Source organism: Stackebrandtia albiflava, assembly GCF_007994225.1.
Classification (GTDB): domain Bacteria; phylum Actinomycetota; class Actinomycetes; order Mycobacteriales; family Micromonosporaceae; genus Stackebrandtia; species Stackebrandtia albiflava.
Genome location: NZ_VLLL01000005.1, coordinates 146,410 through 172,391, shown reverse-complemented (window position 1 = coordinate 172,391; position 25,982 = coordinate 146,410). Strand labels below are relative to the sequence as shown.

15 protein-coding genes and 1 pseudogene are annotated in these 25,982 nt (G+C 70.8%); 4 read left to right on the top strand and 12 right to left on the bottom strand.

Annotation, left to right across the window (positions count from 1 at the left end):
* Positions 1–158: 158 nt before the first annotated feature.
* From LX16_RS01555 to trxA, 3 genes and pseudogenes are all read right to left on the bottom strand, one after another.
* A complete protein-coding gene (locus LX16_RS01555; RefSeq protein WP_345740712.1) occupies positions 159–5,090 on the bottom strand; it encodes an NAD-glutamate dehydrogenase in 4,932 nt (1,643 codons plus the stop codon).
* Positions 5,091–5,303: 213 nt separating this feature from the next.
* Positions 5,304–6,197, bottom strand: a pseudogene (locus LX16_RS01550) (arginase family protein); the annotation flags it as partial.
* A 24-nt stretch (positions 6,198–6,221) separates the two neighbouring features.
* Positions 6,222–7,127 carry a thioredoxin gene (gene trxA / locus LX16_RS01545; protein ID WP_147131968.1) on the bottom strand — a complete coding sequence of 302 codons (906 nt, stop codon included), beginning with the start codon at positions 7,125–7,127 and terminating at the stop codon, positions 6,222–6,224.
* Between the two features lie 163 nt (positions 7,128–7,290).
* Between trxA and LX16_RS01540 the strand changes: the two genes are divergently transcribed.
* Both LX16_RS01540 and LX16_RS01535 read left to right on the top strand, forming a co-directional pair.
* Positions 7,291–7,581, top strand: coding sequence for a hypothetical protein (locus LX16_RS01540; RefSeq protein WP_147131965.1), 291 nt, complete (start codon positions 7,291–7,293; stop codon positions 7,579–7,581).
* Positions 7,582–8,036: 455 nt separating this feature from the next.
* A complete protein-coding gene (locus LX16_RS01535) occupies positions 8,037–12,569 on the top strand; it encodes a tetratricopeptide repeat protein (RefSeq protein WP_147131962.1) in 4,533 nt (1,510 codons plus the stop codon).
* A gap of 4 nt (positions 12,570–12,573) precedes the next feature.
* Here LX16_RS01535 and LX16_RS01530 read toward each other — a convergent pair whose 3' ends face one another.
* From LX16_RS01530 to LX16_RS01510, 5 genes are all read right to left on the bottom strand, one after another.
* Positions 12,574–13,221 (bottom strand): response regulator, encoded by a 648-nt coding sequence (locus tag LX16_RS01530; RefSeq protein WP_147131959.1) that lies wholly within the window; start codon positions 13,219–13,221, stop codon positions 12,574–12,576.
* Positions 13,218–14,462: a sensor histidine kinase gene (locus tag LX16_RS01525; RefSeq protein WP_147131956.1), complete on the bottom strand. Its 1,245-nt coding sequence runs from the start codon at positions 14,460–14,462 to the stop codon at positions 13,218–13,220. Before LX16_RS01525 ends, LX16_RS01530 begins: the two co-directional genes overlap by 4 nt.
* A gap of 83 nt (positions 14,463–14,545) precedes the next feature.
* The gene (locus LX16_RS01520) at positions 14,546–15,280 is read right to left on the bottom strand and encodes an ABC transporter permease (RefSeq protein ID WP_147131952.1); all 735 of its coding nucleotides are present in this window, start codon (positions 15,278–15,280) and stop codon (positions 14,546–14,548) included.
* A 41-nt stretch (positions 15,281–15,321) separates the two neighbouring features.
* Positions 15,322–16,230 carry an ABC transporter ATP-binding protein gene (locus tag LX16_RS01515; RefSeq protein ID WP_147131949.1) on the bottom strand — a complete coding sequence of 303 codons (909 nt, stop codon included), beginning with the start codon at positions 16,228–16,230 and terminating at the stop codon, positions 15,322–15,324.
* A 206-nt stretch (positions 16,231–16,436) separates the two neighbouring features.
* Complete coding sequence (locus LX16_RS01510; protein WP_147131945.1) at positions 16,437–17,003, bottom strand: snapalysin family zinc-dependent metalloprotease; 567 nt, start codon at positions 17,001–17,003, stop codon at positions 16,437–16,439.
* Positions 17,004–17,472: 469 nt separating this feature from the next.
* Here LX16_RS01510 and LX16_RS01505 point away from each other — a divergent pair, with 469 nt between their 5' ends.
* Positions 17,473–18,030: a hypothetical protein gene (locus LX16_RS01505; RefSeq protein ID WP_147131942.1), complete on the top strand. Its 558-nt coding sequence runs from the start codon at positions 17,473–17,475 to the stop codon at positions 18,028–18,030.
* Positions 18,031–18,064: 34 nt separating this feature from the next.
* Here the strand turns inward: LX16_RS01505 and LX16_RS01500 are convergent, their stop codons facing one another.
* Positions 18,065–21,277, bottom strand: a complete 3,213-nt coding sequence (locus LX16_RS01500; RefSeq protein WP_147131938.1) for an AfsR/SARP family transcriptional regulator — start codon at positions 21,275–21,277, stop codon at positions 18,065–18,067.
* A gap of 170 nt (positions 21,278–21,447) precedes the next feature.
* Between LX16_RS01500 and LX16_RS01495 the strand changes: the two genes are divergently transcribed.
* Complete coding sequence (locus LX16_RS01495) at positions 21,448–22,128, top strand: hypothetical protein (RefSeq protein ID WP_147131935.1); 681 nt, start codon at positions 21,448–21,450, stop codon at positions 22,126–22,128.
* 107 nt (positions 22,129–22,235) lie between these two features.
* On the opposite strand, the gene LX16_RS01490 is transcribed toward LX16_RS01495, so the two are convergent.
* From LX16_RS01490 to LX16_RS01480, 3 genes are all read right to left on the bottom strand, one after another.
* A complete protein-coding gene (locus LX16_RS01490; RefSeq protein ID WP_147131931.1) occupies positions 22,236–22,742 on the bottom strand; it encodes a hypothetical protein in 507 nt (168 codons plus the stop codon).
* 204 nt (positions 22,743–22,946) lie between these two features.
* Positions 22,947–24,683 (bottom strand): coenzyme B12-dependent isobutyryl-CoA mutase large subunit, encoded by a 1,737-nt coding sequence (gene icmA / locus LX16_RS01485; RefSeq protein WP_147131927.1) that lies wholly within the window; start codon positions 24,681–24,683, stop codon positions 22,947–22,949.
* A 40-nt stretch (positions 24,684–24,723) separates the two neighbouring features.
* A complete protein-coding gene (locus LX16_RS01480; RefSeq protein ID WP_147131924.1) occupies positions 24,724–25,953 on the bottom strand; it encodes a methyltransferase domain-containing protein in 1,230 nt (409 codons plus the stop codon).
* Positions 25,954–25,982 lie beyond the last annotated feature (29 nt).

Here is a 25,982-nt window from a genome sequence, read left to right as displayed (position 1 = left end):
TGCGACCGTCACGGCAGGTCATCGGCATGCTGCCGACCGCGACCGTAGGTGCCCGCCCGGCTTCGCGGGTCCACACCGGAACCATGATCGGCGCGCCCGGACGGCGGAACGACGAAGGCCGGCCCGGTGACGGGCCGGCCTTCGCGGAAGTGACCGGGTCAGGCCCGCGAGTTGCGGGCGGCGGACGCCTGGGCGAGCGTGCGGACCTGCCGCAGCAGGACCGACAGGGCCGCCAGGTCGGCGTCGGAGGTCGCGAACTCCTCGATCGCGCCGTTCACCCGCCCGAGGGCGGTGGCGTTGTCGTGCTCCCACTGCTCCACCCGCTCGGCGGGTGACCCGTCGGCGTCGGTGGTCTGCATGACCTGCGACGTCAACGCCGCCATCGCGGCGTAGAGGTCGTACCGCAACGCCATCCGGGCGAGGGTCTGCCACCGGTCCTCGCGGGACAGCGCCGAGATCTTGTCCAGCACCTCGTCGCCGCGGAACCGTTCGGTGACGGTGTAGTAGACGTCCGCGACTGTCTCCAGGTCCTGGCCGACGGTGTCGGCGATGTCCACGACGTCCACCAGGCCGAAGCCGTACATCAGCCCGACGACCCGGTCGGCGAGACCCTCCGGGACTCCCTTCTCGACGAGGCGGGCGGAGTAGACGCGCATCCCGTCGCGTTCGCCGCCGCGCAGCAGTTCACCGATGCGGGGAAGCAGTGTGGACACGCCCGGCCGCATCCGGGCGATCTCGCCCGGCACGTCGAGCGGGACGCTGCGGTTCTGGACCAGCCAGCGGGCGCCCCGGTCGAGCAGCCGCCGGACCACCAGCATCGCCGCCACCTGGCCGGTCGCGGGCACCTCGTTGTCGAGGGACTCGATCTCGGCCCAGATGTCGGCCAGCCCGAACACGTCACGCACGATGACGTAGGCGCGCAGGACGTCCGCGGCGTCGCAACTGGTCTCCTCCGCGACCCGGAACACGTAGGACGTCCCGCCGCGGTTGACGACCTCGTTGACGATCGCGGTCGTGACGATCTCCCGCCGCAACGGGTGCTCCGGCATCAGCCGGGCGAACCGCTCCCGCAGCGGGGTCGGGAAGTACCCGGTGAGGATGTCGCCGGTCCAGCTCTCGTCCGGGAGGTCGGAGGCGAGGATCTGGTCGGACAGGCCCAGCTTCACATAGGACAGCAGGACCGCCAGTTCCGGTTCGGTGAGGCCGTTCCCGGCCGCGATCCGGGTGTTGAGCTGCTTGTCGCCCGGCAGCGCCTCCAGTTCCCGGTCGAGCCCGGCGGTGGTCGCCAGGTGGTCGATCAGCCGCCGGTGGACCGACAGCAGTTTGGGAGCCTGCGCGTCGGCGTTGGCCAGCGCGAGGTTCTGGTCGTAGTTGTCGCGCAGCACCAGCGCGGCGACCTCGTCGGTCATGTCGGCGAGCAGTTCGTCGCGCGCGTCGGCGGGCAGTTCACCGGCGGTGATCGCCCGCGACAGCAGTACCTTGATGTTGACCTCGTGGTCGGAGCAGTCCACTCCGGCGGAGTTGTCGATGAAGTCGGTGGCGATGCTGCCGCCCTTGTCGGCGAACTCGATACGGCCCCGCTGGGTGAAGCCGAGGTTCCCGCCCTCACCGACGACCGTGCAGCGCAGGTCCGCGCCGTTGACGCGCAGCGCGTCGTTCGCCTTGTCGCCGACCTCGGCGTGGCTCTCCCCACCACCCTTGACGTAGGTGCCGATGCCGCCGTTCCACAACAGGTCGACGTCGGCGGTGAGGATCGCCCGGATCAGGGCGTTCGGGGGCATGCTGGTGACGTCGTCGTCCAGGCCCAGCACCTCACGCACCTGCGGCGACACCGGGATCGACTTGGCCGAGCGCGGCCACACGCCGCCGCCCTCACTGATGAGGTCGGCGTCGTAGTCGGCCCAGGTGGACCGGGGCAGCGCGAACAGCCTCCGCCGCTCCTCGAAGGCCGCGGCGGTGTCGGGGTCCGGGTCGATGAAGACGTGCATGTGGTTGAACGCCGCGATCAGGCGGGTGTGCGGGGAGCACAACAGGCCGTTCCCGAACACGTCGCCGGCCATGTCGCCGATGCCGACGGCGGTGTGGTCCTGCGTCTGGGTGTCGATTCCCAGCAGCCGGAAGTGCCGTTTGACCGACTCCCAGGCGCCGCGCGCGGTGATGCCCATCTTCTTGTGGTCGTAGCCGGCCGAGCCGCCGGACGCGAAGGCGTCACCGAGCCAGAAGTGGTACTTGGCGGCGACCTCGTTGGCCAGGTCGGAGAACGTCGCGGTGCCCTTGTCGGCGGCGACCACCAGGTAGGTGTCGTCGCCGTCGTGCCGGACGACGTCCGGCGGGGGCACCACCTTCCCGGACGGGTCGATGTTGTCGGTGACGTCCAGAAGTGCCGAGATGAACGACCGGTAGCAGGCGACGCCCTCGGTCTGCAGCGACTCGCGATCCGACGGCGGGTCCTTGAGGACGAAGCCGCCCTTGGCGCCGACTGGCACGATGACGGCGTTCTTGACCATCTGCGCCTTGACGAGTCCCAGGATCTCGGTGCGGAAGTCCTCCTGCCGGTCGGACCACCGCAGGCCACCGCGGGCGACCTTGCCGAACCGCAGGTGGACGCCCTCGAACCGGGGCGAGTACACGAAGATCTCGAAGGCGGGCCGCGGCGCGGGCAGGTCCGGGATCGACGTCGGGTCCAGCTTGAACGCGATGTACGACTTGGGGCGCCCGCTGGAGCCGCGCTGGAAGTACGAGGTGCGCAGGGTCGCCTGGATCAGCGCCAGGAACGACCGCAGGATCCTGTCGGCGTCGAGACTGGGGACCTCCTCGAGACCGGCCTCGAACTCCGCGATCAGCGCCTCGGCCTGGTCCTTGCGGGCCTGCGAGGTGAGCTGGAGTTCCGGGTCGAACCTGGTCTCGAACAGGGTCACCAGTTGCGCGGCCAGCGTGGGGTTGGCGCCCAGCGTGACCGCCATGAACGACGGCGTGTGGATGCTGCCGGTCTGCCGCAGGTAACGGCTGTAGGCGCGCAGGATGACGACCTGCCGCCAGGTGAGGCCGGCCTTGAGGACCAGTTCGTTGAACTCGTCGGTCTCGGCCTCGCCCCGCCACGACGCGGAGAACGCGTTCTCCACGATGGACCGCACCTGCGGTACGTGGATGTCGGGGTCGGACAGTCGCAGGCCGAAGTCGTGCAGGAAGATCGAACCGTCGTCGCGTTTTACCTCGTAGGGCCGCTCGTCGACGACCTGCACGCCCAGCGAGTGCAGCACCGGCAGCACCGCCGACAGCATCATCGGCTCACCGAACCGGAACACCTTGAACCGGACGTCGTCGTCGCTCTTGCGGCGGCGGTACAGGTGCAGGGCCAGCTCACCGGGCTCGTCGACCAGTTCGAGCTTCGCGATGTCCTTGGCGGCCTCGAACGGCGAATGCCAGTCCTTGTAGGTGTTGGAGAAGGCGCGGCCGTACCGTTCGACCAGTTCGTTGGACTGCTCGGTGCCGAGCTTCCTGTCCAACAGCATCTCGAAGTCGGCGTCCCAGGAACGGGTGGCGTCGATGAGTTCCTGCTGTATCGACTCGGTGTCGATGTCGCCCGGCGGGTCGGCCGGGTCGGTGCGCACCGTGAGGTGGATCCGCGCGAGCACCGAGTCGGACACGTGCGTGGCGAAGTCGACGCCGACGCCGTGCAGCCGCTCCAACAGGATGTTCTGGATCTTCAACCGGTTGTCGGTGTTGAACCGGTCCCGGGGCAGGTAGACCAGGCAGGAGATGAACCTGCCGTAGGTGTCGCGGCGGGTGAACAGCCGCAGCCGGCGGCGGCCGGCGAGCCGCAGCACCGCCATTGCCGTGCGGTACAGGTCGTCGGTGCGGATCTGGAACAGCTCGTCACGCGGGTAGGTCTCCAGGATCGTCATCAGATCCTTGCCCGAGTGGCTGGTCGGCGGCAGGCCGGAACGCTCCATGACCTCGTAGACCTTGCGGCTGACGACCGGGAGGTCCTTCACCGACGACAGGTACGCCGACGACGTGAACAGGCCGAGGAACCGGCGTTCCCCGATCACGTTCCCGTCCGCGTCAAAGGTCTTGAAACCGATGTAGTCCATGTAGGCGTTGCGGTGGACCGTCGCCCGCGAGTTCGCCTTGGTGACGATGAGCAGCCGCTTCTCCAGGGCGCGTTCCCGTGCCTCGGGGGTCATGGCCGACAGCGGTTTGACGTGACCGGAGTCGGTGCGCAGCAGCCCCAGGCCGGACCCCATCACCGACTCCAGCGCCAGGCCGTCCTCGGAGTCGACCAGCCGGTACTCCCGGTATCCGAGGAAGATGAACTGGTCGTTGACCAGCCACCGCAACAGATCGACGGCGTCGGAGAGGTCCTTCTTCGGCACCGGGAGGCGGTCGCCGTCCTCGGTGAACTCGGCGGCGAGCCCCAGTGCCGCCTCACGCATCTTCGGCCAGTCCTCGACGCACTCGCGGACGTCGGTGAGGACGCCGGTGACCTCGTTGTGGACCTCGTCCTCGGCGGCGCCGTCACGCAGCCGGTCGATCTCGATGTGCATCCAGCTCTCCTGGACCACGTCGGTGCCCTCGGTGTCGTCCTCGCCGTCGACCGGGGCGGTGACGAGCTTGCCCATCACCTCGCGACGGACCCGCACCTGCGGGTGGACCAGCAGGTTGATGTCGTGTTTGCGGCTGGTCAGGGCGCCGGTGACGGAGTCGACCAGGAAGGGCATGTCGTCGGTGACGACGTCGATGTGGGTGGGCGCCGGGACGGCGTTGCCGCCCGCCGACTCCCGCGGCGGCGGAGTGGTGACCCGGAGTTTCAGTTCACCGGGGAGCCGCTGGGCGGCGAGTTCGCGATGGTCGGCCACGGTCTTGAACAGGTCGGCGGGCTCGCGGCCCGCCAGGTCCTCGTCGGGAACGAACCGCCAGTACAGTCGCACCAGATCGGCGAGCCGCCGATCGTCCCCGGCCAGATCCGCCGCCTCCGAGATGAGTCGTTCCCGGTTGGGCAGCTCGTCGTCGAATTCCCGTTCGTCGTCATCTGCCACTATCGCCAACACTGTGTCGCCAGCTCCCAAATGATTCCGTGCCCACGCCAGTGTGAGCACCGCGCTATGAAAGAGACTACGTGCGTCCGGCGAAGATCACACACCCCATCCTCGCCGGGTGGCACGTCACACCGCAACCCGTGAAACCCGAGGTCGGTGTCGTGACCGGCCGGCGGGCATTCAGGCGATCGAGCATATATCGGACACTCGGTGCCATTCCCGGCCCCCGCGAGAAGAAGCCTCCAGTGTGGATTCGCGCTAGGTGAGCGCGCGCACCAGGATGTCCACCAGAGCCGCCGCGTACTCCCCGTCGGGGTCGTAGTCGGGATCGAACACGGTCAGCTCCATCCCCATGCACTCCTCGTACGAGGCGAACACCTCGATGAGCTGCTGCAGTTCCCCGTAGGCGATCCCGCCCGGATCGGGACTGTCCACAGCGGGCATGACGGAGGCGTCCAGCACGTCGACGTCCACGTGGAGCCAGAAACCGGCGACGTCCCCCAACTGCTCCACCGCCCACTCCGCGCTGCGGATCGCGCCCGCCGTGCGGAGCTGCGGCACCGTGCGGTGGGCGATCCCCGTGGCGGACAGCTCGATGCGGTGGGCGTCGGACTCCCGGATGCCCAACACCGCGACCTGCGCCGACTCGAAATAGGGCCGGTGCCCGTCGATGTCGGTGAGGTCCGGTTGGCCGCGACCGGTGACCAACGCCAGGTCCTCCCCCGCCGCCGCGCCCACGTACGGCGCGTTCCCGGGATGGCGGAAGTCGGAGTGGCCGTCCATGAACACCAGCCCGTACGACACCTGCCTCGCCACCGCACGGCGCCGCATCGCCAGACCGGCACCCAGCAGGATCGAACAGTCACCGCCCAGCACCAACGGCCACTCCCCCGCGTCGACGATCGCGTCGATCCGGTCGGCCAGCCGACGGGAGTACCCGGCGATCTCGGCCGCCTGCGACACGCCGTCCCCCGGCTGCCAGTCGCCGGTGTCGAACCTGGGCGGCGTCAGGCATCCCGCGTCGCGCGCCGAAAGCCTCGCCACCAACCCGTGATCCCGCAACGCCCCGGGCGCCTTCGCGCAACCCGGCACCGTAGTGGGGGTGGGTGGACGCAACCCCAGATTCGAGGGAGCGTCCAGGATGGCGAGGCGTCTCACCGCACCAAGGTAACCACATACAGGTCAGAAAAGCACGGCCGAGAGTCTCCTGCGGGCCTTGTTGACGACCGGGTCCTCAGGGGACGCTATGGAGAACAGTTCCAGCAAGTGTTTCCGCACGGTGTCACGTTGATCACCGGCGCTGCGCGCGATCAGGGCGATCAACCGCTCGTAGGCGACGTCGGCCTGACCGGAGACCACCAGCGCGTCGGCGGCCAGCAGCGCCGAGGGCACGTCGTCGGGGTCGGCGGCGGACTTCGCCATGGCCGCCTCGATGTCGGCGTCACCGATGCGGCGCAACAACTTCACCTGCGCGAGACCGGAGCGGGCCGCGTCGTCACCCGGGTTGTCGGCCAGGTACCGGGAGAACGCCGTCTCGGCGCCGTCCAGGTCCCCCGACTCCAGGGCCGTTTCCGCGGCCACCAACTGCGGATCGGTGGGCACCTCCGGCGGCTCGCCGCCGGCGGCCTGGATCAGCTGCCCGATCCACTGCCGCAACGTGCTCTCCGGCTGGACGCCCTGGAAGGCGTCGACGGGACGGCCACCCACGACCGCCACCACCATCGGGATGCTCTGCACCTGGAACGCCCCCGCCAACTGCGGGTTCGCGTCCACGTCGATCTTGGCCAGCACCCAGGAGCCGCCACCCTCCTGAGCCAGCTTCTCCAGGACCGGCGACAACTGCTTGCACGGGCCGCACCACTCCGCCCAGAAGTCGATGACCACCGGGGTCTGCAACGACCGTTCCAGCACCTCCGACTGGAACGTGGCCTCGGTGACGTCGATGACGGCGACACCGGACCCGGCCGCCGGTGCGCCACCTCCCGGAGGAGGAGCGGCCGGAGCCGGACGTGGGGACGCGAGTGAAGACAGATCCACCGCACCGGCCAGCAGACGCTGGGGTGCCTGACGAGGGTCGGACGAGTTCATGCGACAAGTCTTACATCAGAGTGGCCGCGAGGTCACCGGGGTGGCGGGCGGCGCCGCGTTCGGGTGTGACCGGGGCGGGAATCCGGGTCCGTGAACCCCCGTGGGCGCCGGATCGCGGGGTTAAGCTGGATCATCAGCCGCATCCGGTGGGAGGACCCGACCGATGTCATTGGACATTAGCCGTCGCCGTGAACTGCTGATGCGCGCCGAACAGGACATCACCGGCGTACTCCGGGTACTGGTCGCATCGGAGGACCGCATCCACGAGGCGGTGGCGACACTGCGCGCGGTGCTGGCGGACCCCGACACCTCCGAGGAACAGGCGAGGCAGGCGCGCGAGGGACTGGTGACCGCCGCCCGGACACTGCGACAGCTCACCGGGTTCCGGCGCGAGATCATCGACACGCGCGGATTCATCGCGGCCGCCGACGCCCGCCTCGAAGACCTCGGCTGACCCGCCCCCCGCGCCCGGCCCTCACCCTTCACCCGGCTCTGGCCACTTGGTCCCCGCCCGGCGACCCTTCTGAACCGCTTGGTCCCCGCCCGGTGACCCTTCCAGACCACTTGGTCCCCGCCCGGTTGCCGTCTAATCCGAAATGGGGCCCGAAACGCACCTTTCATGCCTGAATATCCCAATCTTGCGAGGACCAAGCGCACAACGGCGGGGACCAAGCGGACCACCGTGCCGATCGGGCGGGGACCAAGCGCGACATGGCGGGGACCAAGCGGACCACCGTGCCGATCGGGCGGGGACCAAGCGCGACATGGCGGGGACCAAGCGGGTCGTGGGCGGCAGAGGAAGCGGGGGGCGGGGCGGCAGAGGTAGGGGGCGGGGCGGGTCACGGAGGCGGGGTGGGGTGGCGGGACCACGCCATAATTATCGAAAGTCATCGATAAGGCGGTGGGCCGATGTCGCACTCCCTCATCACCGCCGACCGGCTGCGGCACCTGTGGCTGTTCGGCGAGGCGTCTCGGATGACGACCGAACTGATCCGGGAACGGCCGGACGACCCGGAGCCGCGGCTGCTCCACCTGCGCATCCTGCGGGACCTGGGCGACGCGGAGGCCGTCATCCGGCAGTGCGAGGAATGGGCCGACCCCCGGCCGGCCCTACTCGCCGAACGCATCGCCGCGGGCTGCCGGCTGCGCCGCCACACCGAGACCGGCGCACTGGTCGCCGGCGCCGAGCGGGACATCGCCGACGGCCGCTACCACGGTGACGACGGCCTGCGCTATCTGCGGGTGGCGATCGCGCGCTGGCACGCGTCGCGCGGCGAGGTGAACCGCGGGCTGCGCGTGCTGGGCGAGGAGACCGGCAGCGTCACCGTCTTCACACTGCGGCTGATTCTGCTGCTGCGGCTGGGCCGCCACCGCGACATCCGGGGCGAGATCGGCCAGGGTTTCACCCGCTCCGACTCCGGTTCGGGATTCGCCGCCGGCCAGGCCGAGGTGCGGTGGCTGACCAGTGCCGGTCGCATCCAGGAACGCATCGGCGACCTTCCCGGTGCGGTGGAGAGCCTTCACCGGGCGATGGACGTGGCCCGGGACGTCGCCTCCACGCACGGGATCTGGTTGGCGAACCCGTGGCGGTGGCTCGCCCGGTTGCATCACCACCGCAGCGACGTCGCCGAGTCGCGGCGGCTGCTGGCCGACACGGAGGACCCGGCGAAGTTCTCCCTTCCCGCCGGCCCGGACGGCCCCAGGCGTCCGATGTCGGAGCATCCGGTGATCCTGCTGGAACGTGCCCGCCAGCTGGGCCGGGGAAGGTACGCCGCGCGCCACGACTGGGGGCCGGAGGCGCTGCGGCTGCTCGACCGCTGCGATGCCCTCTCCGGCGGATTCACCGAGTCCCTGGTGACCCGGGCGCAGGTGTTGCGGGCGTCCGGCGCCGGTGCGGAGCTGCGGCGGCTCGCCGAGGAACGCGACGCCACCGCCGACCTGACGGTCGAGTACGGCCAGTATCTCGTCGACCGGGGAAGGCGTGCCGCCGCGCTCTCCGTCGTGGCCGGTGTGTTGGCGACCGATCCCTTTCAGCGTGAGGCGCTGTTGGCCCGGATCCTGCTGTGCGCCGACCGGCATTCCCCGGCCGACCCGGCCGAGGTGACCGCCGCGGCCGACGACCTGCGGGAGCGGCTTCCGGAGGACCCGATCGTGCTGTGCCTGGCCGGTGAGGGCCTGGCACAGCGGGGCTTCTACACCGAGGCCGACCGGTTGTTCCGGCAGGCCATCGCCGCGAACCCCTCCCACGGCATCGTCTGGGCGGGACTGATCCGCTGCTGGTCGTGGGCGCGCCGGTTCGACACGGTCGCGCGGATCGAGGAGGAGCTGGCGGACCGGGAGCGGGCGTTGGCGACCGATCCGGGCGCCTCCCCGGTGCCACGGGTGAGGATCCTGCTGGCGTTGGGCATGGTCGAGGGCGACCAACTGAACTACCAGGGTGCGGCGCGGTTGTTCGCCGAGGCGGAACGCACGTTCCTGCGGCAACGGGAGGCGGGCATCCCGATGCGGTCCGAGACCCTGGCGACGGTGTTGCAGTGGCAGGTCACGGCGCTGCGCTGGCAGTTGCGGCTGCGGGAGGCCGAGGCGGCGGTGCTCACCGCGCGTGAACGCTTCCCGGATTCGCCGGAGCTGGCCGAGGAGCACGGTTGGCTCCTGGTCGACCAGTACCGGCCCGGCGCCGCGCTGCGTGAGTTCGACCGGGCGTTGGCCAGGTCGCCCCGGCATCCCGGGGCCACCCGTGGCCGTATCCACGCGCTCCGCATGTTGAAGCGGTACCGGCAGGCGCATCAGGAGGCGTCGGCCGCGCAGCGGGAGCTACCGCGTGACGTGACGATCCGCTGTGAACACGCGTGGCTGCACGGCGAGCAGCACCGGTATGAGGAGGCGTTGACCGCGCTCGACACCGCGCTGGCGATCGAACCGGGCAATCCGCACGCGCTGGCCTGGCGGGCGCGTTACCTGACCAAGGCGGGCCGTCACGCCGAGGCGGTGACCGCCGCGGAGCGGGCGTGGCACCGGCGGCCCGAGAACCCGGAGGTCCGTGACGCGCTGTCTCACGCGTTGTTGAAGCGGGGTGAACCCGACGAGGCCGTCGAGCGGGTCCGGGAGACGGCGGCGGCGCCGATCACCGACGTCGTGACGGCGGTGCAGGCCGCGACCGTGTACGCGCGCGCCGGACGGTGGGACCGTGACGCCAGGGGGTTGGCCGACCGGTTGGCCGCGCACACCGACAAACCGGAGGCGGTACGGACCGCCGCCGCGTTGTACCGGGCGAACCTCCAGCTCGCCACCGCCGAGGCGGTGGTGCGGCGCTGCATGGCGGCCGGCAACCGATCGGATCCCCGGCTGTGGAGCGAGCTGGCCGAGATCGCCGCGGTGAGGGGCGACTTCGACCAGGTGGCGGCGCATCTGCGGCGGTGCGCCGACCAGTTGCCACATTCGCGCACGCTCATCAAGCGCCGCGCGCACCTCCTCATGATCCAGGGCGACGGTGAGGAGGCGATCCGGCTGCTGCGGACCGAGATCGCGCGGCGGCCGACGTCCACGCGGCTGCGCGTGCTGCTGGGCGAACACCTCGTCGCGACTGGGGATCCCCACGGGGCGTTGTCGCTGCTGCGTCACATCGAGGAGGAGGACCTGTCGATCCGGGGCCGTATCCTGCGCCTGCGGGCGATCCGGGCGACGGGCCGGATCGACCGCGCCCTGGAACTGGCGTGGCGGTTGCGGCGCGACTACCCGGCGAGCGGGCGGGCGCGGCTGGCGTTGGCGGGCAGTCTCGAGGACGTGCACCGGCGGACCGAGGCGCTGCGGGAGTTGTCCGATGTGGTGCGGGAGCTGCCGGTGAACCCGGCGGTGGTGGCGCAGACGGCGTTCCTGCACCGTCTCGACGGGAACTACGAGAAGGCGGAGGCGGTGCTGTCGTGGGCGTTGCGGCATCTGCCGCACGACGCCGGGCTGTTGACCGACCTGGCCTGGGCGAGAATCAGGCTGGGCACCGGCGGAGGTGAGCAGTTCGACGAGTTGATCGAGAGCGCCGACGTCAACGCCCGGATGCTGGCCCACTGTGGACGTGGCTGGCTGGCGTTGCGGGACGGTTCCCCCGACACCGCCAGGCACCACTTCACCGAGGCGATGGGGTTCGGACTGGCCTGCACCGAGGCGCTGTACGGCCTCGTCGTGTGCGGCCTGCGCGAGGTGGAGCAGTCGACGGCGGGTCCGGGACTGCGCCGCACCTACCTCGTGAACGCCCGCGAGCAGGTGCGGGAGCTGTTGAGCCACGAGAGGTCCGAACGGAGCCTGACGCTCGCCGGTTACGTCGAGTTCCACCTGGGCGACCTCCACCGGGCGAGGGAGCACCTGAGCGCCGCGATCCGGGTCCACCCGGCGCAGGGGCCGTACACGGCGCTGGGCCTGGTGTTGACCTCGCTCGGGGAACTGGACCGGGCACAGGACGTGTTGACCGCCGGCCTGGCCCGCAACCCCGGTTCCCCCGGCATCCGCGCGATGCTGGGCACCGTCCACCTCCAGGCGGCCATCCGCTACCCCGGTGGAGAACACGCCGGACTCGCCGAGGACTGTTTCGCCTCGGTGCTTTCGGAGTCACCGCATCACCCGGTGGCGGTGCGTGGCCGAGTGATGGCCGACATCCTGCGGTGGCGGCGTATCGCGCAGGCGGCACCGGCCCGCCGGTGGCCGCGCTGGCGTCAGCGGGAACGGCCGTCGGCGCAGACGTCCGACATGGAACGCCTGCTCACCGAGACCATCGAGGCGCAGACCGGGGACCGCAAACCCCTCGTGGCGGCCGACCTCATGGAGGTGCACGCGGAATGGCTGCTGTGCCGGTACCGGGTCAGCGGCGACCCCGAACTGCTGGAGCGGGCGAGACGGCAGGCGGGACGGGCGCACGTCACCTCCCGGGCACCGCGGGCGCGGCTGATCGTGGAACAGTGCGAGGCGTGGCAGGCCGCCGTCGACGGTCCCGGCGAGGACCCGGCGGAGGGGAACCTGCCGCGGTTGCGGCAGTGGGTCGAGCAGGGTGTCGGCTGGACGGTGTCGGCGCTGGCGATGGCCGGCATCGGGCTGATCGTGTTCCGTTTCCTGCTGACCGCGCCGACCGACTCCCCCGCCGCGGCGGTGGCGCTGTTGTTGCCGCTGCTGGTGGCGGCACTCGCCGGTGTCATGGTGAACCAGTTGAAGAGCATCCACAATCCACTGTTGCGGATAGACCGTCACGATCCGCCGGAACTGGACGCCTCCCCCAACGCGCTGCCCGACACCGGGGAGAACCTGATGCCGGGCCTGGCGGGTGGTTTCGAGCCGGACGCCGGACCGCCGGGCTGGCTCAGCGACACGCGGTTCCCCCGGCTCGGTCCGGCGGTCGGGCTGCTCGTCACCGGGTACTACGCCAACCGGGACGCCTACTACCCGTGGCGGCCGGGCTGAGTGCTCAACCCCGGCCGGTCAACAGGCCGCGTTCGTAACCGGCGGCGACCGCCGAGGCCCGGTCCTTGACCTCCAGCTTGGCGTAGATGTGCAGCAGGTGCGTCTTGATGGTCGCCTCGCTGATGAACAGTTCCCGCGCGGCCTCCTTGTTGGTGTGGCCGCGGGCGATCAGCGACAGCACCTCGACCTCGCGCGGGCTGAGCGGGCCGGTCTCGGCGACGGGGGTGCGGATCCTGCCCATGAGGCGGGCGGCGACGCTGGGCGACAGCACCGCCTCACCGCGCGCGGCGGTGCGGATGGCGCGGCGCAGTTCCTCCGGTGAGGCGTCCTTGAGCAGGTAGCCTGTGGCGCCGGCCTCGATGGCGGGCAGTACCTCGCCGTCGGTGTCGTAGGTGGTGAGGACCAGGACCTTGGAGGGTATTCCCAGCTCGGTGAGCCTGCGGATCGCCGCGACGCCGTCCATGACCGGCATCCGCAGGTCCATCAGGATCACGTCGGGACGCAACACCCCGGCCTTGTCGACGGCCTCCCGGCCGTCGGCGGCCTCACCGACGACGTCGAATCCACCCGCCCCGGTCAGCATGCCGCGCAGGCCGTCGCGCACCACCGGGTGGTCGTCGGCGATGAGGAGGGTGGTCGGGGTCTCGGTCATGGCGTCGTCACCTGCGGGATGGCGGGAAGGTTCGCGGAGATGGCGGTGCCCGCTCCGGGTTCGGATTCTACGGACAGCTCCCCGGCCAGTCGCGTGATGCGCTGCCGCATGGCGGTCAGCCCGTAGCCGCCGTCCTCGCGGGGCGCCGCGCCCGGGGTGAAACCGACACCGTCGTCGCGGATGTCGAGGGTCACCACGTCCTCCATGTACGTCAAGGTGATGCCGACCCTGCCCGCGCGGGCGTGTTTGCCGACGTTGGCCAGGCCCTCCTGGACGGTGCGCAGCAGGGTCACCTCTATCTCGGGATGCATCGGCCGGTCGTCGCCGGTCACCGTCACCACGACGGCGGTGTTGGTGACGTTCGACCAGCGAGTCGCGACGTCCCGGACGGCCTCCGGCAGCCGGGTCTCCTCCAGTACCGGCGGCCCGATCGCCTGTACCGACCGGCGGGCCTCCGTCAGGCTGCTCCGGGCCAGTTCCGCGGCGGTGTCGAGGTGCCGCCGCCGCGCCTGCGGGTCGTCGGCGAGGTTGTCGGCGGCCTGCAACTGCGCGATGATCCCGGTGAGGCCCTGCGCCACGGTGTCGTGGATCTCGCGGGCCATCCGCTGCCGTTCGTCGAGCGCGCCGGCCTCCCTGGCCTGGGTGAGGAGCTGCCGGTGCAGTCCGGCGTTCTCGGCGAGCGCGGCCTCGAGTTCCCGCATCGTCCGGAGGCGTTCCCGGTCCATGTACTCCACCCGCTGCGCCACCACCATCCCGCCGCCGATCGCCCCCGCCTGCACGAGGACGACCACGACGTACACGGTGATGTCGGTACCGGTCGGGTCCGGCCCGCTCACGATCCCCTGGTTGACGATCAGCGAGGTCACCGTCACCCCGGCCAGCGTCACGACGCCGCGTTCCAGCAGGTGCGCGTGGAAGAAGCCCGTGATGACGAATACGAAGAACACCCCGTGGATCGGCATCATGAACAGCCACAACACGACCAGGCCGGCGAAGTACAGCGTCATCCGGTTCGCCGAGGCGGTGCCGCGGCGACGGGGGAGGGTGAACGTGACGAACACCCAGATCGCGGCGACGACGCTCAGGGCCACGGCCTGCCACCGCCGCTGCGGGGCCGGGTCGTCGACGACCTGGCTCAACACCAGTGAGAGGCCCAGGAGGACGTAGGGCAGGACCGCCAGGTACCGGTCGTACCGTTCGTAGAGCCTGGCGTGGTCCGGCGGTGACGGCGCTACCGACATGACGTGGCTCCCGGGGGTGGGGGTTGAGCCGCCGGCGTGGACGCCGGCGGCGGAGGATTCGAACGATAGCCGTGGTGGCGGCGTCACTCCCAGCGGAACAACCTGGCCGACAGGGCCAGGGCGCCGAGCGCCACGACCGCCATGACGACGAGCGGCAGCGGTTCGGGGGCCTGGCCGTTCCAGGTGTCGAGCAGCCCCTGCACGCCGGGCGGGGTGAAGTCGCCGATCCGGTTCACGGCGTCGGGGAGCATGAACCGGGGCAGGTACACGCCGCTGAGGAACATGGTCACCATGAACAGGACGCTGGACAGCCCGTTGGCGGAGCGGGTGGTCTTGGCGGTGGCCGCCACGATGAGACCGATCGCGAAGACCGCCGTGATGCCGAGCAGGAACGTCAGGACGAACCCGCCGATGTGACGCGGCATGGCGATGTCGAACCCGATCGCGCCGACGCCCATCAGGAGCAGGGCGGAGGCGAGGGCGGCGGCGATGTTGACGACCAACTGCGCGCCCAGCAGCATCGCGGGGTGGACCGGTGTCGCCGACATCCGGCGCAGCACGCCGCGTTCCCGGTAGGTGGTGATGATGGAGGGCAGCGTCGACAGGCCGAGCATGGCGATCGAGATGACCAGCAGGGACGGTACGAAGTAGTCGATGAAGCGCATGCCGCCGAAGTTCTCGTCCGGGGTGCGCAACATCGGAATGGCGCCCAGGACCACCAGGATCGCCACGGGCAGGACCAGGGACAGGATGAGGGCCGCGCGGTCGCGGCAGAACAGTCGGGCCTCCACGGCCGTGATCTTCAGGAAGGTGGACACGGGTACTCCTCGGGATGTGGGGTCGGCGGGGCGGGGCGGTGTCAGTCGCGCAGTGACCGGCCGGTCAGGGCGACGAAGGCGTCGTCGAGGTCGGCCTGTTCGATCCGCAGGTCCGCGGCGACGATCCGGTGACGGGCCAGCAGCGAGGTGACGGCGTGGAGCAGTTCCCCGTCACCGGAGACGACGATCTGGGTCCCGTGGTGGGTCACGTCGGTGACCTCGGGAAGCCGCAGGAGTTCGGCGTCGTCGATCGGCGCGGACGGCCGGAACCGGACGCGCTGCCCGCCGTCGACCCGCGCCGTGAGGCCGCCGGGGGTGTCGATCGCGACGACCTTGCCGGAGTCGATGACGGCGATCCGGTCGCACAGCCGTTCGGCCTCGTCCATGAAGTGGGTGACCAGCACGATCGTGACGCCGGTGTCGCGGACCCGTTCGACGAGGTCCCAGGTGTCGCGGCGGGCCTGCGGGTCGAGGCCGGTGGTCAACTCGTCCAGGATCGCGATCCGGGGCCTGCCCACCAGGGCGAGGGCGATGGAGAGTCGCTGCTGTTGGCCGCCGGAGAGTTTGCCGTACGCGGTCTTGGCCTTGGCGGACAGGTTCAGCATGTCCAGCAGTTCGCGCCAGTCGGCCGGTTCGGGGTAGAAGGAGCCGTACAGTTCCATCGCCTCGGCGACGCGCAGTCGCTCGGGCAGCTTGCTCTCCTGGAGTTGCACCCCCAGGATCCTCCGCAGTTCCCGGCGTTGCCGGACCGGGTCGAGTCCGGCGACGGAGATGCGGCCCTCGTCGGGGACCCGCAGCCCGGCGATGGACTCCACCGTGGTGGTCTTGCCGGCGCCGTTGGGTCCGAGGATCCCGAATATCTCCCCGGGTTCGACGTGCAGCGAGACCCCGTCGACGGCGGTGTGGTCCTCGTAGCGTTTGACGATCGAGTCGACCTCGATGATGGCCATTGTCTCTCCTCGGCGTGTGGGGGGAACACATCGAGAATCGCCGGATCCGGGGCCGCCGGCATCGCTCAGCCGGTGCGCGGACGGTGGATCCGTGGCGTCAACCGATCGGTGGATGCGGTCCACCGGACACGCCGACGGCCCCGTCCCGTGAGCGGGGCGGGGCCGCCGGAACGGACCGGAACGGCCTACTGTGGACGTCGGTCGTGCTAGCCGGTGACGGTCACCAGTGACGGGTCGTAGACGCTGGGCGTCAACGGTTCGGACGCCGCCATCCAACCCGAGTAGTACGAGTTGACGGTGGCCGCCTCGCCCGAGCTGGGGTACGGGTTGGTGCACGAGGTGCCGGCGCTGCCGCCCGACATCAGGATCGCGCAGTTGCCGTTGTAGTTGTCGGGCAGGCGATGGCCGTGACCGATCTCGTGGGAGACGATGCGCAGGGCGTTGTGGCCCGCGGCGACGTCGCGGCTGTCGATGTAGATCGTGGCGCAGCCCAGTCCACAGGGGTAGGCGCGGCTGCCTCCACCGGTGGTGGCGTAGATGCGGATGCTGCCGTTGGAGGACGACACCATGTTGAGGTTGGGTACGGCGTTGTTCCAGATCGCGGCGGCCTGCGCCGACTGCGACTGGTATCCGTAGGCGGTGTAGTAGACCGTCCTCGCCTGGATTTCCGGCTCCGCGGACGCGGTGGCGACGGTGGCGAGCTGGAGACCCACGAGGGCCATGGCGGTGGCGACCAGTGTGGTCAGCACGCGCCTGATTCGGGCATTGAACATCAACGTACTCCTGTGTCTTCGCGGCCGGTAGGGCGGTCGTCCACGACCGGGCGTGACGATCGCCTCGCTGACGGCTCACCGTATCGATATACACCAATGCGTCGCAATGGTCGGCAAGCATCTGAACTGTCCGGTTATTCGCTGATTCGTGCCGAACCGGCACCGGACGTCGCACGGGGAGGTACGCCCGGTCCTCCGTCCCCGCAACGGATGCGACGACGACTAACGGCCCACCGTTCCGCGACGTGCGCTGACACCACCCTCCCCCGGACGCGCCGCGGCCACGAGTCGACCCGACCCCGCGGTCCCCACACAGACCGCTCCATTGTGACCCGATCCGCCGCGGGTGTGGGCGGATCGGGACGAATCGCCGCGATCGACTCCCTCCACCCGGGAGTCCCCCGGCCGGGGGACTCCCGCCACTCCACGGCGGGATGCCGGGACCGCGCGACGCGCCGATCCTGGGGACATGACGACCAACCGCATCCCGCCCGCCCGATGGGCCGTCCGTGTCGCCCACCTCATCCCGCTCCTGGTGCTGCCCTCCGGCCTGTGGCGCATCGCGGTGGTCCTCGGTGTCCCGGTCGGTTTCTCCCCCGACGGGCCGATGGGCTCCGGCGCCGTCACCACGGGCGACGCCGTCTACATGATCGGCCTGACCGTGGTCGCGGAGGCCACCGCGCTCATGAGCATCGGCCTGGTCCGGCCGTGGGGTGAGGTCGCGCCACGGTGGATCCCCGGCCTCGGTGGCCGGCCGGTGCGTCCACTCGCGGCCGTGGTCACCGCCTACACCGGAGCCGGACTCGTCGGCCTGATAGTGGTCTGGGGGACGCTCGCCCCGCTCCTCGGCCTGGGAACCGACATGTTGACCGGCCAGGGGACCGCGATCCTCGTCGCCTGCTATCTGCCGCTGTGGGGTTGGCCGCCGTTGCTGGTCCTCCTCACCCGCGAATACCACCGCCGCCGGACCTCCGCGTCGGCCGAGGACGAGTGGATCCGCGCCGCGACCGGGCGGGTCGCGGCCTGACCACGCACTTCCGCGCAGCCCGTACTCGGGTAGCTCAGGCGTCCGGGCTGCGGTACACCGTCGGATCGGCGCCGATCTCGGCGGCCAGCCGCGCCGCCGTCTCGGCGTGCTCCCGTCCCGGAACCGTCTCACCGGTCCGCGTCAGGGCCGCCGCCAGGGCCCGGTGTGAACGGACGAGCTCCACTCGCAGGTCGAGCCGGGACTGCGACTCCACCGCGGACCGGGCGGGGGCGACGGCCTCGGCCGGGCGACCGTCGGCCACCAGCGCCTCCGCCAGGACGCAGAGGGGAACCGCACCGGCTCCGACGGGGAGCGGCTGCTCTGACGGGAGGGTCGCCCGCCGGGCGATCTCCACGGCCTCCCCGGTACGTCCGGCGCAACGCAGCGCACTCGCCAACCCCGCCCACAACGTGAATTGGACGGCGGGCGAGGCGTGCCCCTCGTCCACCAGCCGCAGGCCCTCCCTCGCGTACTCCTCGGCCTGCTTCGGCTCATCCAGCCACGCGTACGTCACAGCCGCGAGAGTCTGGGTGTGCCATTCGAGGCTCTCGTCGTTCGCAGCGGCCGCCAAGGCCTCCGCCAGCACTTCGCGAGCCTGCGTGATCCGCCCCCGGATCACCAGGATCGAACCCATCACCGTCAGGCTACGGCTCCGGCTCACCAGGACACCGACCCCGTGTTCCAACTCGAACGCCTCGTTCAGCAACTCCTCGGCCCGGTCGAGATTCCCCAACCGGCAGTGGATCTCCGCCATGTTGCTGAGCAGGATCGGCAGGTTCAACCGGTCCCGGCGCCGGAACGGCCCCAACGCCTCCTCGAACAGATCCACGGCGCGGCCGAGATCCCCCAGGTCGTGCGCGACGACCCCGGCATTGATGAGGCTGGCCGCCAGCCGGTCAGATCCGGTGCTGCGGTGGTAGTCCACCGCCCAGGTGATGTGTTCCTCGGCTCCCGGCAGGTCACCGGTCATCCGGAAGGCGACAGCCAACTGGGACCGCAACGAGGCCTCCAGATCCTTGTGGTCGGTGCCGGCCATCAGGGCCAGACCCTCAAGGCTCACCTGACGCAACGACTCGTACTCGCCGCGCAGATGCGCCAGGTTGCCGCGCCGCACCCGCATCCGGACCCGCCCGGTCAGGTCGCCGAGCGTGTCGGCGGCGGTGAGCCCGAGATCGGTCAGCCGCTCCAGGGTGTCGGCGGCACTCCGACTGAGCAGGTAGTTGGACACCGCGTCCACGATCCGCCAGGCCGGTTCGTAGTGGCCGTGCGCCACCGCCTGCGCGACCACCGCCGTCAGGTTGTCGCGTTCGGCGTCCAACCAGGCCAGTGCCTCCCCGGCGGTCTCGAACAGCATCCGGTACGGCCCCGGCACCATCGGCGGAACGAAGTTGGCGGTCGGCATGGCCGCCACCTCGGTCGCGTGGGCCACGGTCGCCAGGTACCAGTCCGACAGCCGGGCCACCGCCGACGTCACGTCCTCCGGCGGGAGAAGCGTCTCGGAGAGGTGGGCGCTGAACAGCCGCACCAGGTCGTGCATCCGGTACCGGTCACCGGCGGGCGCCACGAGGAGGTGGACGTCCGCCAGTTCGTCCAGCATCCACTGCACCTCACCGACCGTGGTGGCGGCGGTGGCCGCGACCGCCCGTATCCCGAAGTCGCCGGGCGGCACCACCGCCAGCAGGGCGAACAGTTCGCGCACCGGCGCGGCCAACTCCCGCACCGTCACGTCGAAGACACGGCTGACACTGCGGTCACCGATCCGCAGGTTCGTCAACCGGGTGGTCTCGGTGGCCAGCCGGTCGCGCAGGTCGGCGGCACGCCACGACGGGCGGCTGCGCAACCGCCCGGCCGCGATCCGGATCGCCAGCGGCAGACCGTCGCACAGCGCGACCAGCTCCGCCACCGCGTCCGGGTCCTCGTCCCGGCCGACGGCGCGGCGGAACAGGGCGACCCCGTCCTCCGGCGGCAGGCGGTCGAGGGACACCGAGACGACGTCGTCGAGGCCGCCGAGCATCCGGCGGCTGGTGATCAGCACGACGCTGTCCGACACGCCCGGCAACAACGGCGCCACCTGGTCGGCCGAAGCGGCGTCGTCGAGGACCATGAGGACTCGGCGCCCGGTCAACGCGCTGCGCAGTGCCGCCGCCCGGGCCGCCGGTTCGGCCGGGACCGCGGCCACGTGCAGGGCCCGCAGCATCTCCTCCAGCACCTCCGCCGGCTCCCGGGGGGCCAGGTCGCCCGCGAAACCCCGCAGGTCCACGAACAACTGGCCGTCGGGGAACCGGTGGGCGAGGTCGGCGGCCACCCGCAGCGCGAAGGTGGTCTTCCCGACGCCCGCCATGCCGTCCACGGCGATCCTGGTGACGCCGCCGTTGCCGGCGAGTCCCGCCTCGATCGCCTCGGAGACCTCCGCGAGCGCGCCGTCCCGGCCCACGAAGGTGCCCGTGACGGCGGGTAGTTGCCGGGGAGGCCGGGGACCGGGCGTGGGGGGACCGGTCCAGGCCAGTTCCTCGTCCCGGCGCAGGATGCGGCGGTGCAGTTCGGCGAGGCGTTCACCGGGCTCCATGCCCTGCCGTTCCCGCAGGAACGCGCGGATGCGCCGGTACCGGGCGAGCGCCTCGGGTTGCCGGTCGGCCCGGTACAGCGCGGTGAGCAGCCGCATCGCGACCGGTTCGGAGTCGGGGTGACGGACGGCCAGTTCCTCCAGGTCGGCGAGCACCTCCTCGTGGCGGCCTACCGCCAGTTCCGCGTCGAACCGGGACAGGTCGAGTGTCAGTCGCTCCATCTCCAGGGCCGCACGGGTCCGTATCGCCCAGCCGCCGTCCAGTCCGCGCAGCGCCGGCCCGCGCCACAACGCGCACGCCTCACGCCAGTACCGGACCGCCGTGTCGGCGTCCGACCGCGAGTCGGCCTCCCGGGCAAGCGACGCCAGGCGCCGCATCTCGAACACGTCGATCTCCTCGGGGGGCAGATCGAGGCGGTAGCCCCCCACGCTCGCCCGGTCCAGCCCCACCTGTGGGTGCTGCCGGAAGAGACCGCGCAACCGGGTGATGTGGCCGTAGACGACGCCACGGGCCGAGGCCGGCGGAGCGGTCCCCCACATCCGGTTGACGAGGGTGTCGGTCGCCACCACCTTGCCCGGCGCGAGGGCCAGGCACGCCAGTACGACGCTCTGTTTTCCGGAACCGGCGTGTCGCCAGCCGGCTCCGTCTGCGATCTCCACGGTTCCCAACAGCCGGATCAACATCCCGGCACCTCACCTTCCGACCGAGCGTCGTCCGTACGCAGCGTGATCCCATGATCTCCACCGCGGCCGGTTCCGGCAGATCCGCGCAAGGAACTCTTCATACCGTTGCCGCCGGCGGAGCGCACGGCCGGGCGGCCGTCTCCGCCTCCGGCGAACTCGAAGGGAACATCATGAAGTCGAAATCTCCAGGCCGTCGCGTCCTCCGGCCGGTCCTGCTCGCCTCGGCGGCCCTCGCGGCGGCGGTGTTGAGCGGTTGCGGCGGCGAGGCCACCCCGACGGATTCCGGCGACGCGCCCGAGCCCACCGCGACGGAGGAGACGCAGGAGTCCTCGGGCGTCGACTTCCGCAACGGTCCGGTACCGGAGTCCGATCCCAAGGACGCCTGGCAGGACGACCCCGGTCTTCCCGAGGAGCCGGCCGACACGGCGACGCTGTCCGAGCAGGTGGCGTACGAACTGCTCCTCGACGCCGTCGAGTACACCAAGGTCGTGGACCCCGAGGCGGCCGTCGAGTGCCCGGCGTTCGACTTCGGCGACAACGGCGAGTACACCTGCACGGTGACGTACTTCGGGCTCTCCTACGACTACCTGACCACCGTGTCGGGCAGCGGGATCATGGCCAACTACGAGTACGAGGCGTCCGAGCGGGTCGTCGCGCGCGAGTACGTGGAGGACGCGTTGCGGTTCGACGAGAACGTGACGGACGTCTTCTGCGACATGGAGGAGCACGTGTTGACCGACCCCGAGGGCTACACGGTGGAATGCCGGTCGCTCGCCGACGGCGAGGAGTCGGTCTGGAACGCGGAGATCTCCGCGGCGTTCGGGTTCTTCAGCTTCTTCCCTCCGCAGTGACGCGCGTACGGCTCGGCGGAGCGGCCCCACCCGCGTGACCGGAACCGCTCCGTGGAAGACGTGCCCCGGGTGTCGTCGTGGACGCCCGGGGCACGCCGTGTCCTGCGTCACAGGTACCCGGCCTTCCGCATCCGCCGCCGCAGGCCACGCAGGAAGTGGTTGCCGCGCAGCACCGGGTGCCGCGAGTACAACAGCTCGAAGGCCGACGTGACCATGTGGTCGACCAGTTCGCGGAAGTCGTCGTGGGGCAGCACCGCACGGTGCGTGTTCTCCGTCGAGGTGATCGCGACCTCGTCCCCCAGGTTCTCCACGAAGTAGGAGTGCGCCTGCATGGTCAGGTCCGCCTCCACCCGGCCGCCGACGTCGGGGAGCGCGTGCGGGATCCACACCCAGGCGAGCGCGAAGTCCAGCAGCGGGTTGTGTATCGCCGACATCTCGCACCCGTCGACGACCAGTCGCGTGTCGACGAGGAACCGGTGGTACATGATCTCGCCCTCGGGCAGGTCCTCCCACGTCAGCGGCTCGTCGCCGGCGTAGCGGGTGGGCCGCCAGTCCGGCAGCCACGACTCGTCGTCGTCTCTGGGGGTGGACAGGTACTCCCACCGCCGTGTCACGGCACCTCCCTCGCGCACCCCGGCGGGCGCCCGGCACCACTGTGCCCCGGGGTGTCAACCACGGGCGGACGGCACCCTGCCGACGGACGAGGCGACGGCCCTCCTGCGAGAGGACCGCGACGCGTGATCGTGTCGCGCGTCGGTCCCGTCACCGCACGGAACGTGGGCGCCGCCCGGAGGCGGCGCCCACGTGCGAAGGCGGTGTCAGAACCTCGCGGGTTCGCGGTATTCGCCCCACTCCTCGCGGAGGACGTCGCAGATCTCGCCCATGGTCGCCTCGGCGCGGACGGCGTCCAGCATTGCCGGGATCAGGTTGGCGTCGGTGCGGGCCACCTCCAGCATCCGCTTCAACGCCGACTCCACCGCCTGCTGGTCGCGGCCCGCGCGGCGCTCGGCCAGCGCCGCCACCTGGTCGCGTTCCACGTCACCGGAGATGCGCAGGATCTCCAGGTCCTTGGAGACCGTCTCGGTGTGGCTGTTGACGCCGACGATCTTCTTCTGTCCGCGCTCCAACTGCTGCTGGTACACGAACGCGGCCTCGGCGATCTCGGCGGTGAACCAGCCGTCCTCGATCCCCCGCAGGATGCCGCTGGTGACCGGGCCGATGGCGTGCCTGCCCGCCGCCATCGCGGCGCGGGCGGTCTCACCGGCGGACTCGCCCTCGGTCTCGCCGCCGAGTGCGAGGATCCGTCGGAAGATCGCCTCGGCCTCCGCCTCGATCTTGTCGGTCAACGCCTCCACGTACCAGGAACCGCCGAGCGGGTCGGCGACGTTGGTGACCCCGGTCTCCTCCATGATCACGGCCTGGGTGCGAAGGGCGATCTCGGCGGTCTCGTCGGTGGGCAGCGCCAACGTCTCGTCGAGGGCGTTGGTGTGGAGGGAGTTGGTGCCGCCGAGCACGGCGGCCAGCGCCTCGACACCGGTCCGTACGACGTTGTTGACCGGCTGCTGGGCCGTCAGGGAGACGCCCGCCGTCTGGGTGTGGAACCGCAACCACTGCGCCTTCTCGCTGGTCGCGCCGTAGACGTCACGCAGCCACTTCGCCCAGATGCGGCGGGCGGCGCGGAACTTGGCGATCTCCTCGAAGAAGTCGATGTGGGAGTCGAAGAAGAACGACAGGCCGGGCGCGAACACGTTCACGTCGAGGCCCCGGGACAGTCCGAGTTCGACGTAGCCGAAGCCGTCGGCGATGGTGAACGCGAGCTCCTGCGCGGCGGTGGAGCCGGCCTCGCGGATGTGGTAGCCCGACACCGACAGCGGCTTGTAACGGGGGATCTCGGCGGCGCAGTACGCCATCAGGTCACCGATCAACCGCAGGTGCGGTTCCGGTGGGAACAGCCACTCCTTCTGCGCGATGTACTCCTTGAAGATGTCGGTCTGCAGGGTGCCGTCGAGTTTGGACAGGTCGGCGCCCTGGCGTTCCGCCGCCACCAGGTACATGCAGAAGGCGGGGACGGCCGGGCCGGAGATCGTCATGGACGTGGTGACGTCGGCCAGCGGGATGCCGCCGAACAGCACGTCCATGTCGGCGGCGGAGTCGATCGCGACTCCGCAGTGCCCGACCTCGCCCAGCGACTTGGGGTCGTCGGAGTCGCGCCCCATGAGGGTGGGCATGTCGAAGGCGACGCTCAGGCCGCCGCCGCCGGAACGCAACAGCAGCTTGTACCGTTCGTTGGTCTGTACGGCGTTGCCGAAGCCGGAGAACTGCCGGATGGTCCAGGCGCGGCCCCGGTAACCGGTGGGGTACAGGCCGCGGGTGAACGGGAACTCCCCCGGCCAGCCGATCCGGTCCATGCGGGGGTCCGACTCGCCGTCCGGCGGGCCGTACACCGGGTCGACCTCAAGGCCGGACAGGGTCGTGAAGTCGGCGTCCCGCTTACGGGCACTGTCGTAACGCTGCTGCCAGCGTTCCCGCCCGGCGGCGATGTCTTTGGCGTCCACGGTGCGTCCCTCCACTGCGCTCGGGGCTGTCCCCGCAATCCTAGGCCGCCGACCTTAACGATGTTTCAGTCGGTCGGGCCACCGTGGCCGATCCCGGCTGGTCAACCACGTCACACTCCCCGGTCGCATCGCGGCTTAACGGGGGCGGTGGACCGCCCGGTGTCTCGACGAGGGGCCACCGCAGCCCGGTCCCGTCGAGCCACACCCACTGGCCGTGCCGCGTCACCGTCATGCCGAACCGGTCGCGCGGCGGCCTGCCGGTCTCCTCCCATGCGGCGTGCTCGGCGGCGACCCGCCGCCACAGCCGCGCCGCGCCGCGGACCTCCCCGGAGCCGAGGTCGACGTCCACCACGTCGTCGCCGTGTTCGACGCGGACGCCCGCCGTGGGATCGCCCGGCACCCGGTAGGGCACCACCTCGGTGGCCCGCACCGCGACCTCCAGCCACAGCCGGAAGTCGGGGTCGAACAACGCGGCCCCCGGTGCGTCGCCGTCGGTGGCCACGATCTCGCCGGGCGGTTCGGGGTCCTCGGTGGGCCAGCGCTGCCCTACGTGCCGCATCGGCATGAAGAACCCGGCCTCGGTGTCGAACCCGCCGGTCAGTGTGCCGTCGTCGGTGCGGTCGAGGACGGCCAGCGCCCCTCCGAAGGTCATGGGCGCCACGACCCGGGCGCCCGGGTTGAGCTGGTCGAGCCACGCGACGGGGATGTCGGGGAGCGAGCAGGTGGCCAGGACCCGGTCGTAGGGCGCCCGGTCGGGGTGGCCCTGCCAGCCGTCCCTGGCGACGATCGCGGGGAACATGTCGAGTGCCGCCAACCGTTCGGCGGCCTCCTGCACCAGGTCGGCCTGCACGTCCAGGCTGGTGACGTGGTGGTCGCCGACCCTGGCGCACAGCAGGTAGGCGTTGTAGCCGGGGCCGGTTCCTATCTCCAGGACACGGTGCCCGTCCGCCAGGCGGGTCAGTTCGAGCATGATCGCCATGATGGTGGGCTGGGACAGCGACGAGGTGGCGATCCGCCTGCCCCGGGCGCTGTGGAAGCGGGTGACCACGACCTGATCGGCGTAGCCGTGGCGGAGCAGTGTCTCCCGGTCCCACGTGCGGGTGTCGGCCAGTCGCCCCCCGACGTCGACCATCCCCTCGGGGATGAACCGGTGCCGCGGCGCCGCCTCGAACCGGGCCGTCCACTCCGGATCGGAGAGCACCCCCTCGGCCACCAGGAAACGGGCCAGCCGCCGGGCGTGATCACGCCAGTCGTCGGTCTCGTCGCTCACCGGTACAGCATGGCAGTCCGGGATTGCGG

What these genes read in the sequence shown, in the direction of transcription:
- trxA (WP_147131968.1), bottom strand. Translation starts at nt 7,127, where the DNA reads ATGAACTCGTCCGACCCTCGTCAGGCACCCCAGCGTCTGCTGGCCGGT.
- LX16_RS01540 (WP_147131965.1), top strand. Translation starts at nt 7,291, where the DNA reads ATGTCATTGGACATTAGCCGTCGCCGTGAACTGCTGATGCGCGCCGAA.
- LX16_RS01535 (WP_147131962.1), top strand. Translation starts at nt 8,037, where the DNA reads ATGTCGCACTCCCTCATCACCGCCGACCGGCTGCGGCACCTGTGGCTG.
- LX16_RS01530 (WP_147131959.1), bottom strand. Translation starts at nt 13,221, where the DNA reads ATGACCGAGACCCCGACCACCCTCCTCATCGCCGACGACCACCCGGTG.
- LX16_RS01525 (WP_147131956.1), bottom strand. Translation starts at nt 14,462, where the DNA reads ATGTCGGTAGCGCCGTCACCGCCGGACCACGCCAGGCTCTACGAACGG.
- LX16_RS01515 (WP_147131949.1), bottom strand. Translation starts at nt 16,230, where the DNA reads ATGGCCATCATCGAGGTCGACTCGATCGTCAAACGCTACGAGGACCAC.
- LX16_RS01510 (WP_147131945.1), bottom strand. Translation starts at nt 17,003, where the DNA reads ATGTTCAATGCCCGAATCAGGCGCGTGCTGACCACACTGGTCGCCACC.
- LX16_RS01505 (WP_147131942.1), top strand. Translation starts at nt 17,473, where the DNA reads ATGACGACCAACCGCATCCCGCCCGCCCGATGGGCCGTCCGTGTCGCC.
- LX16_RS01500 (WP_147131938.1), bottom strand. Translation starts at nt 21,277, where the DNA reads ATGTTGATCCGGCTGTTGGGAACCGTGGAGATCGCAGACGGAGCCGGC.
- LX16_RS01495 (WP_147131935.1), top strand. Translation starts at nt 21,448, where the DNA reads ATGAAGTCGAAATCTCCAGGCCGTCGCGTCCTCCGGCCGGTCCTGCTC.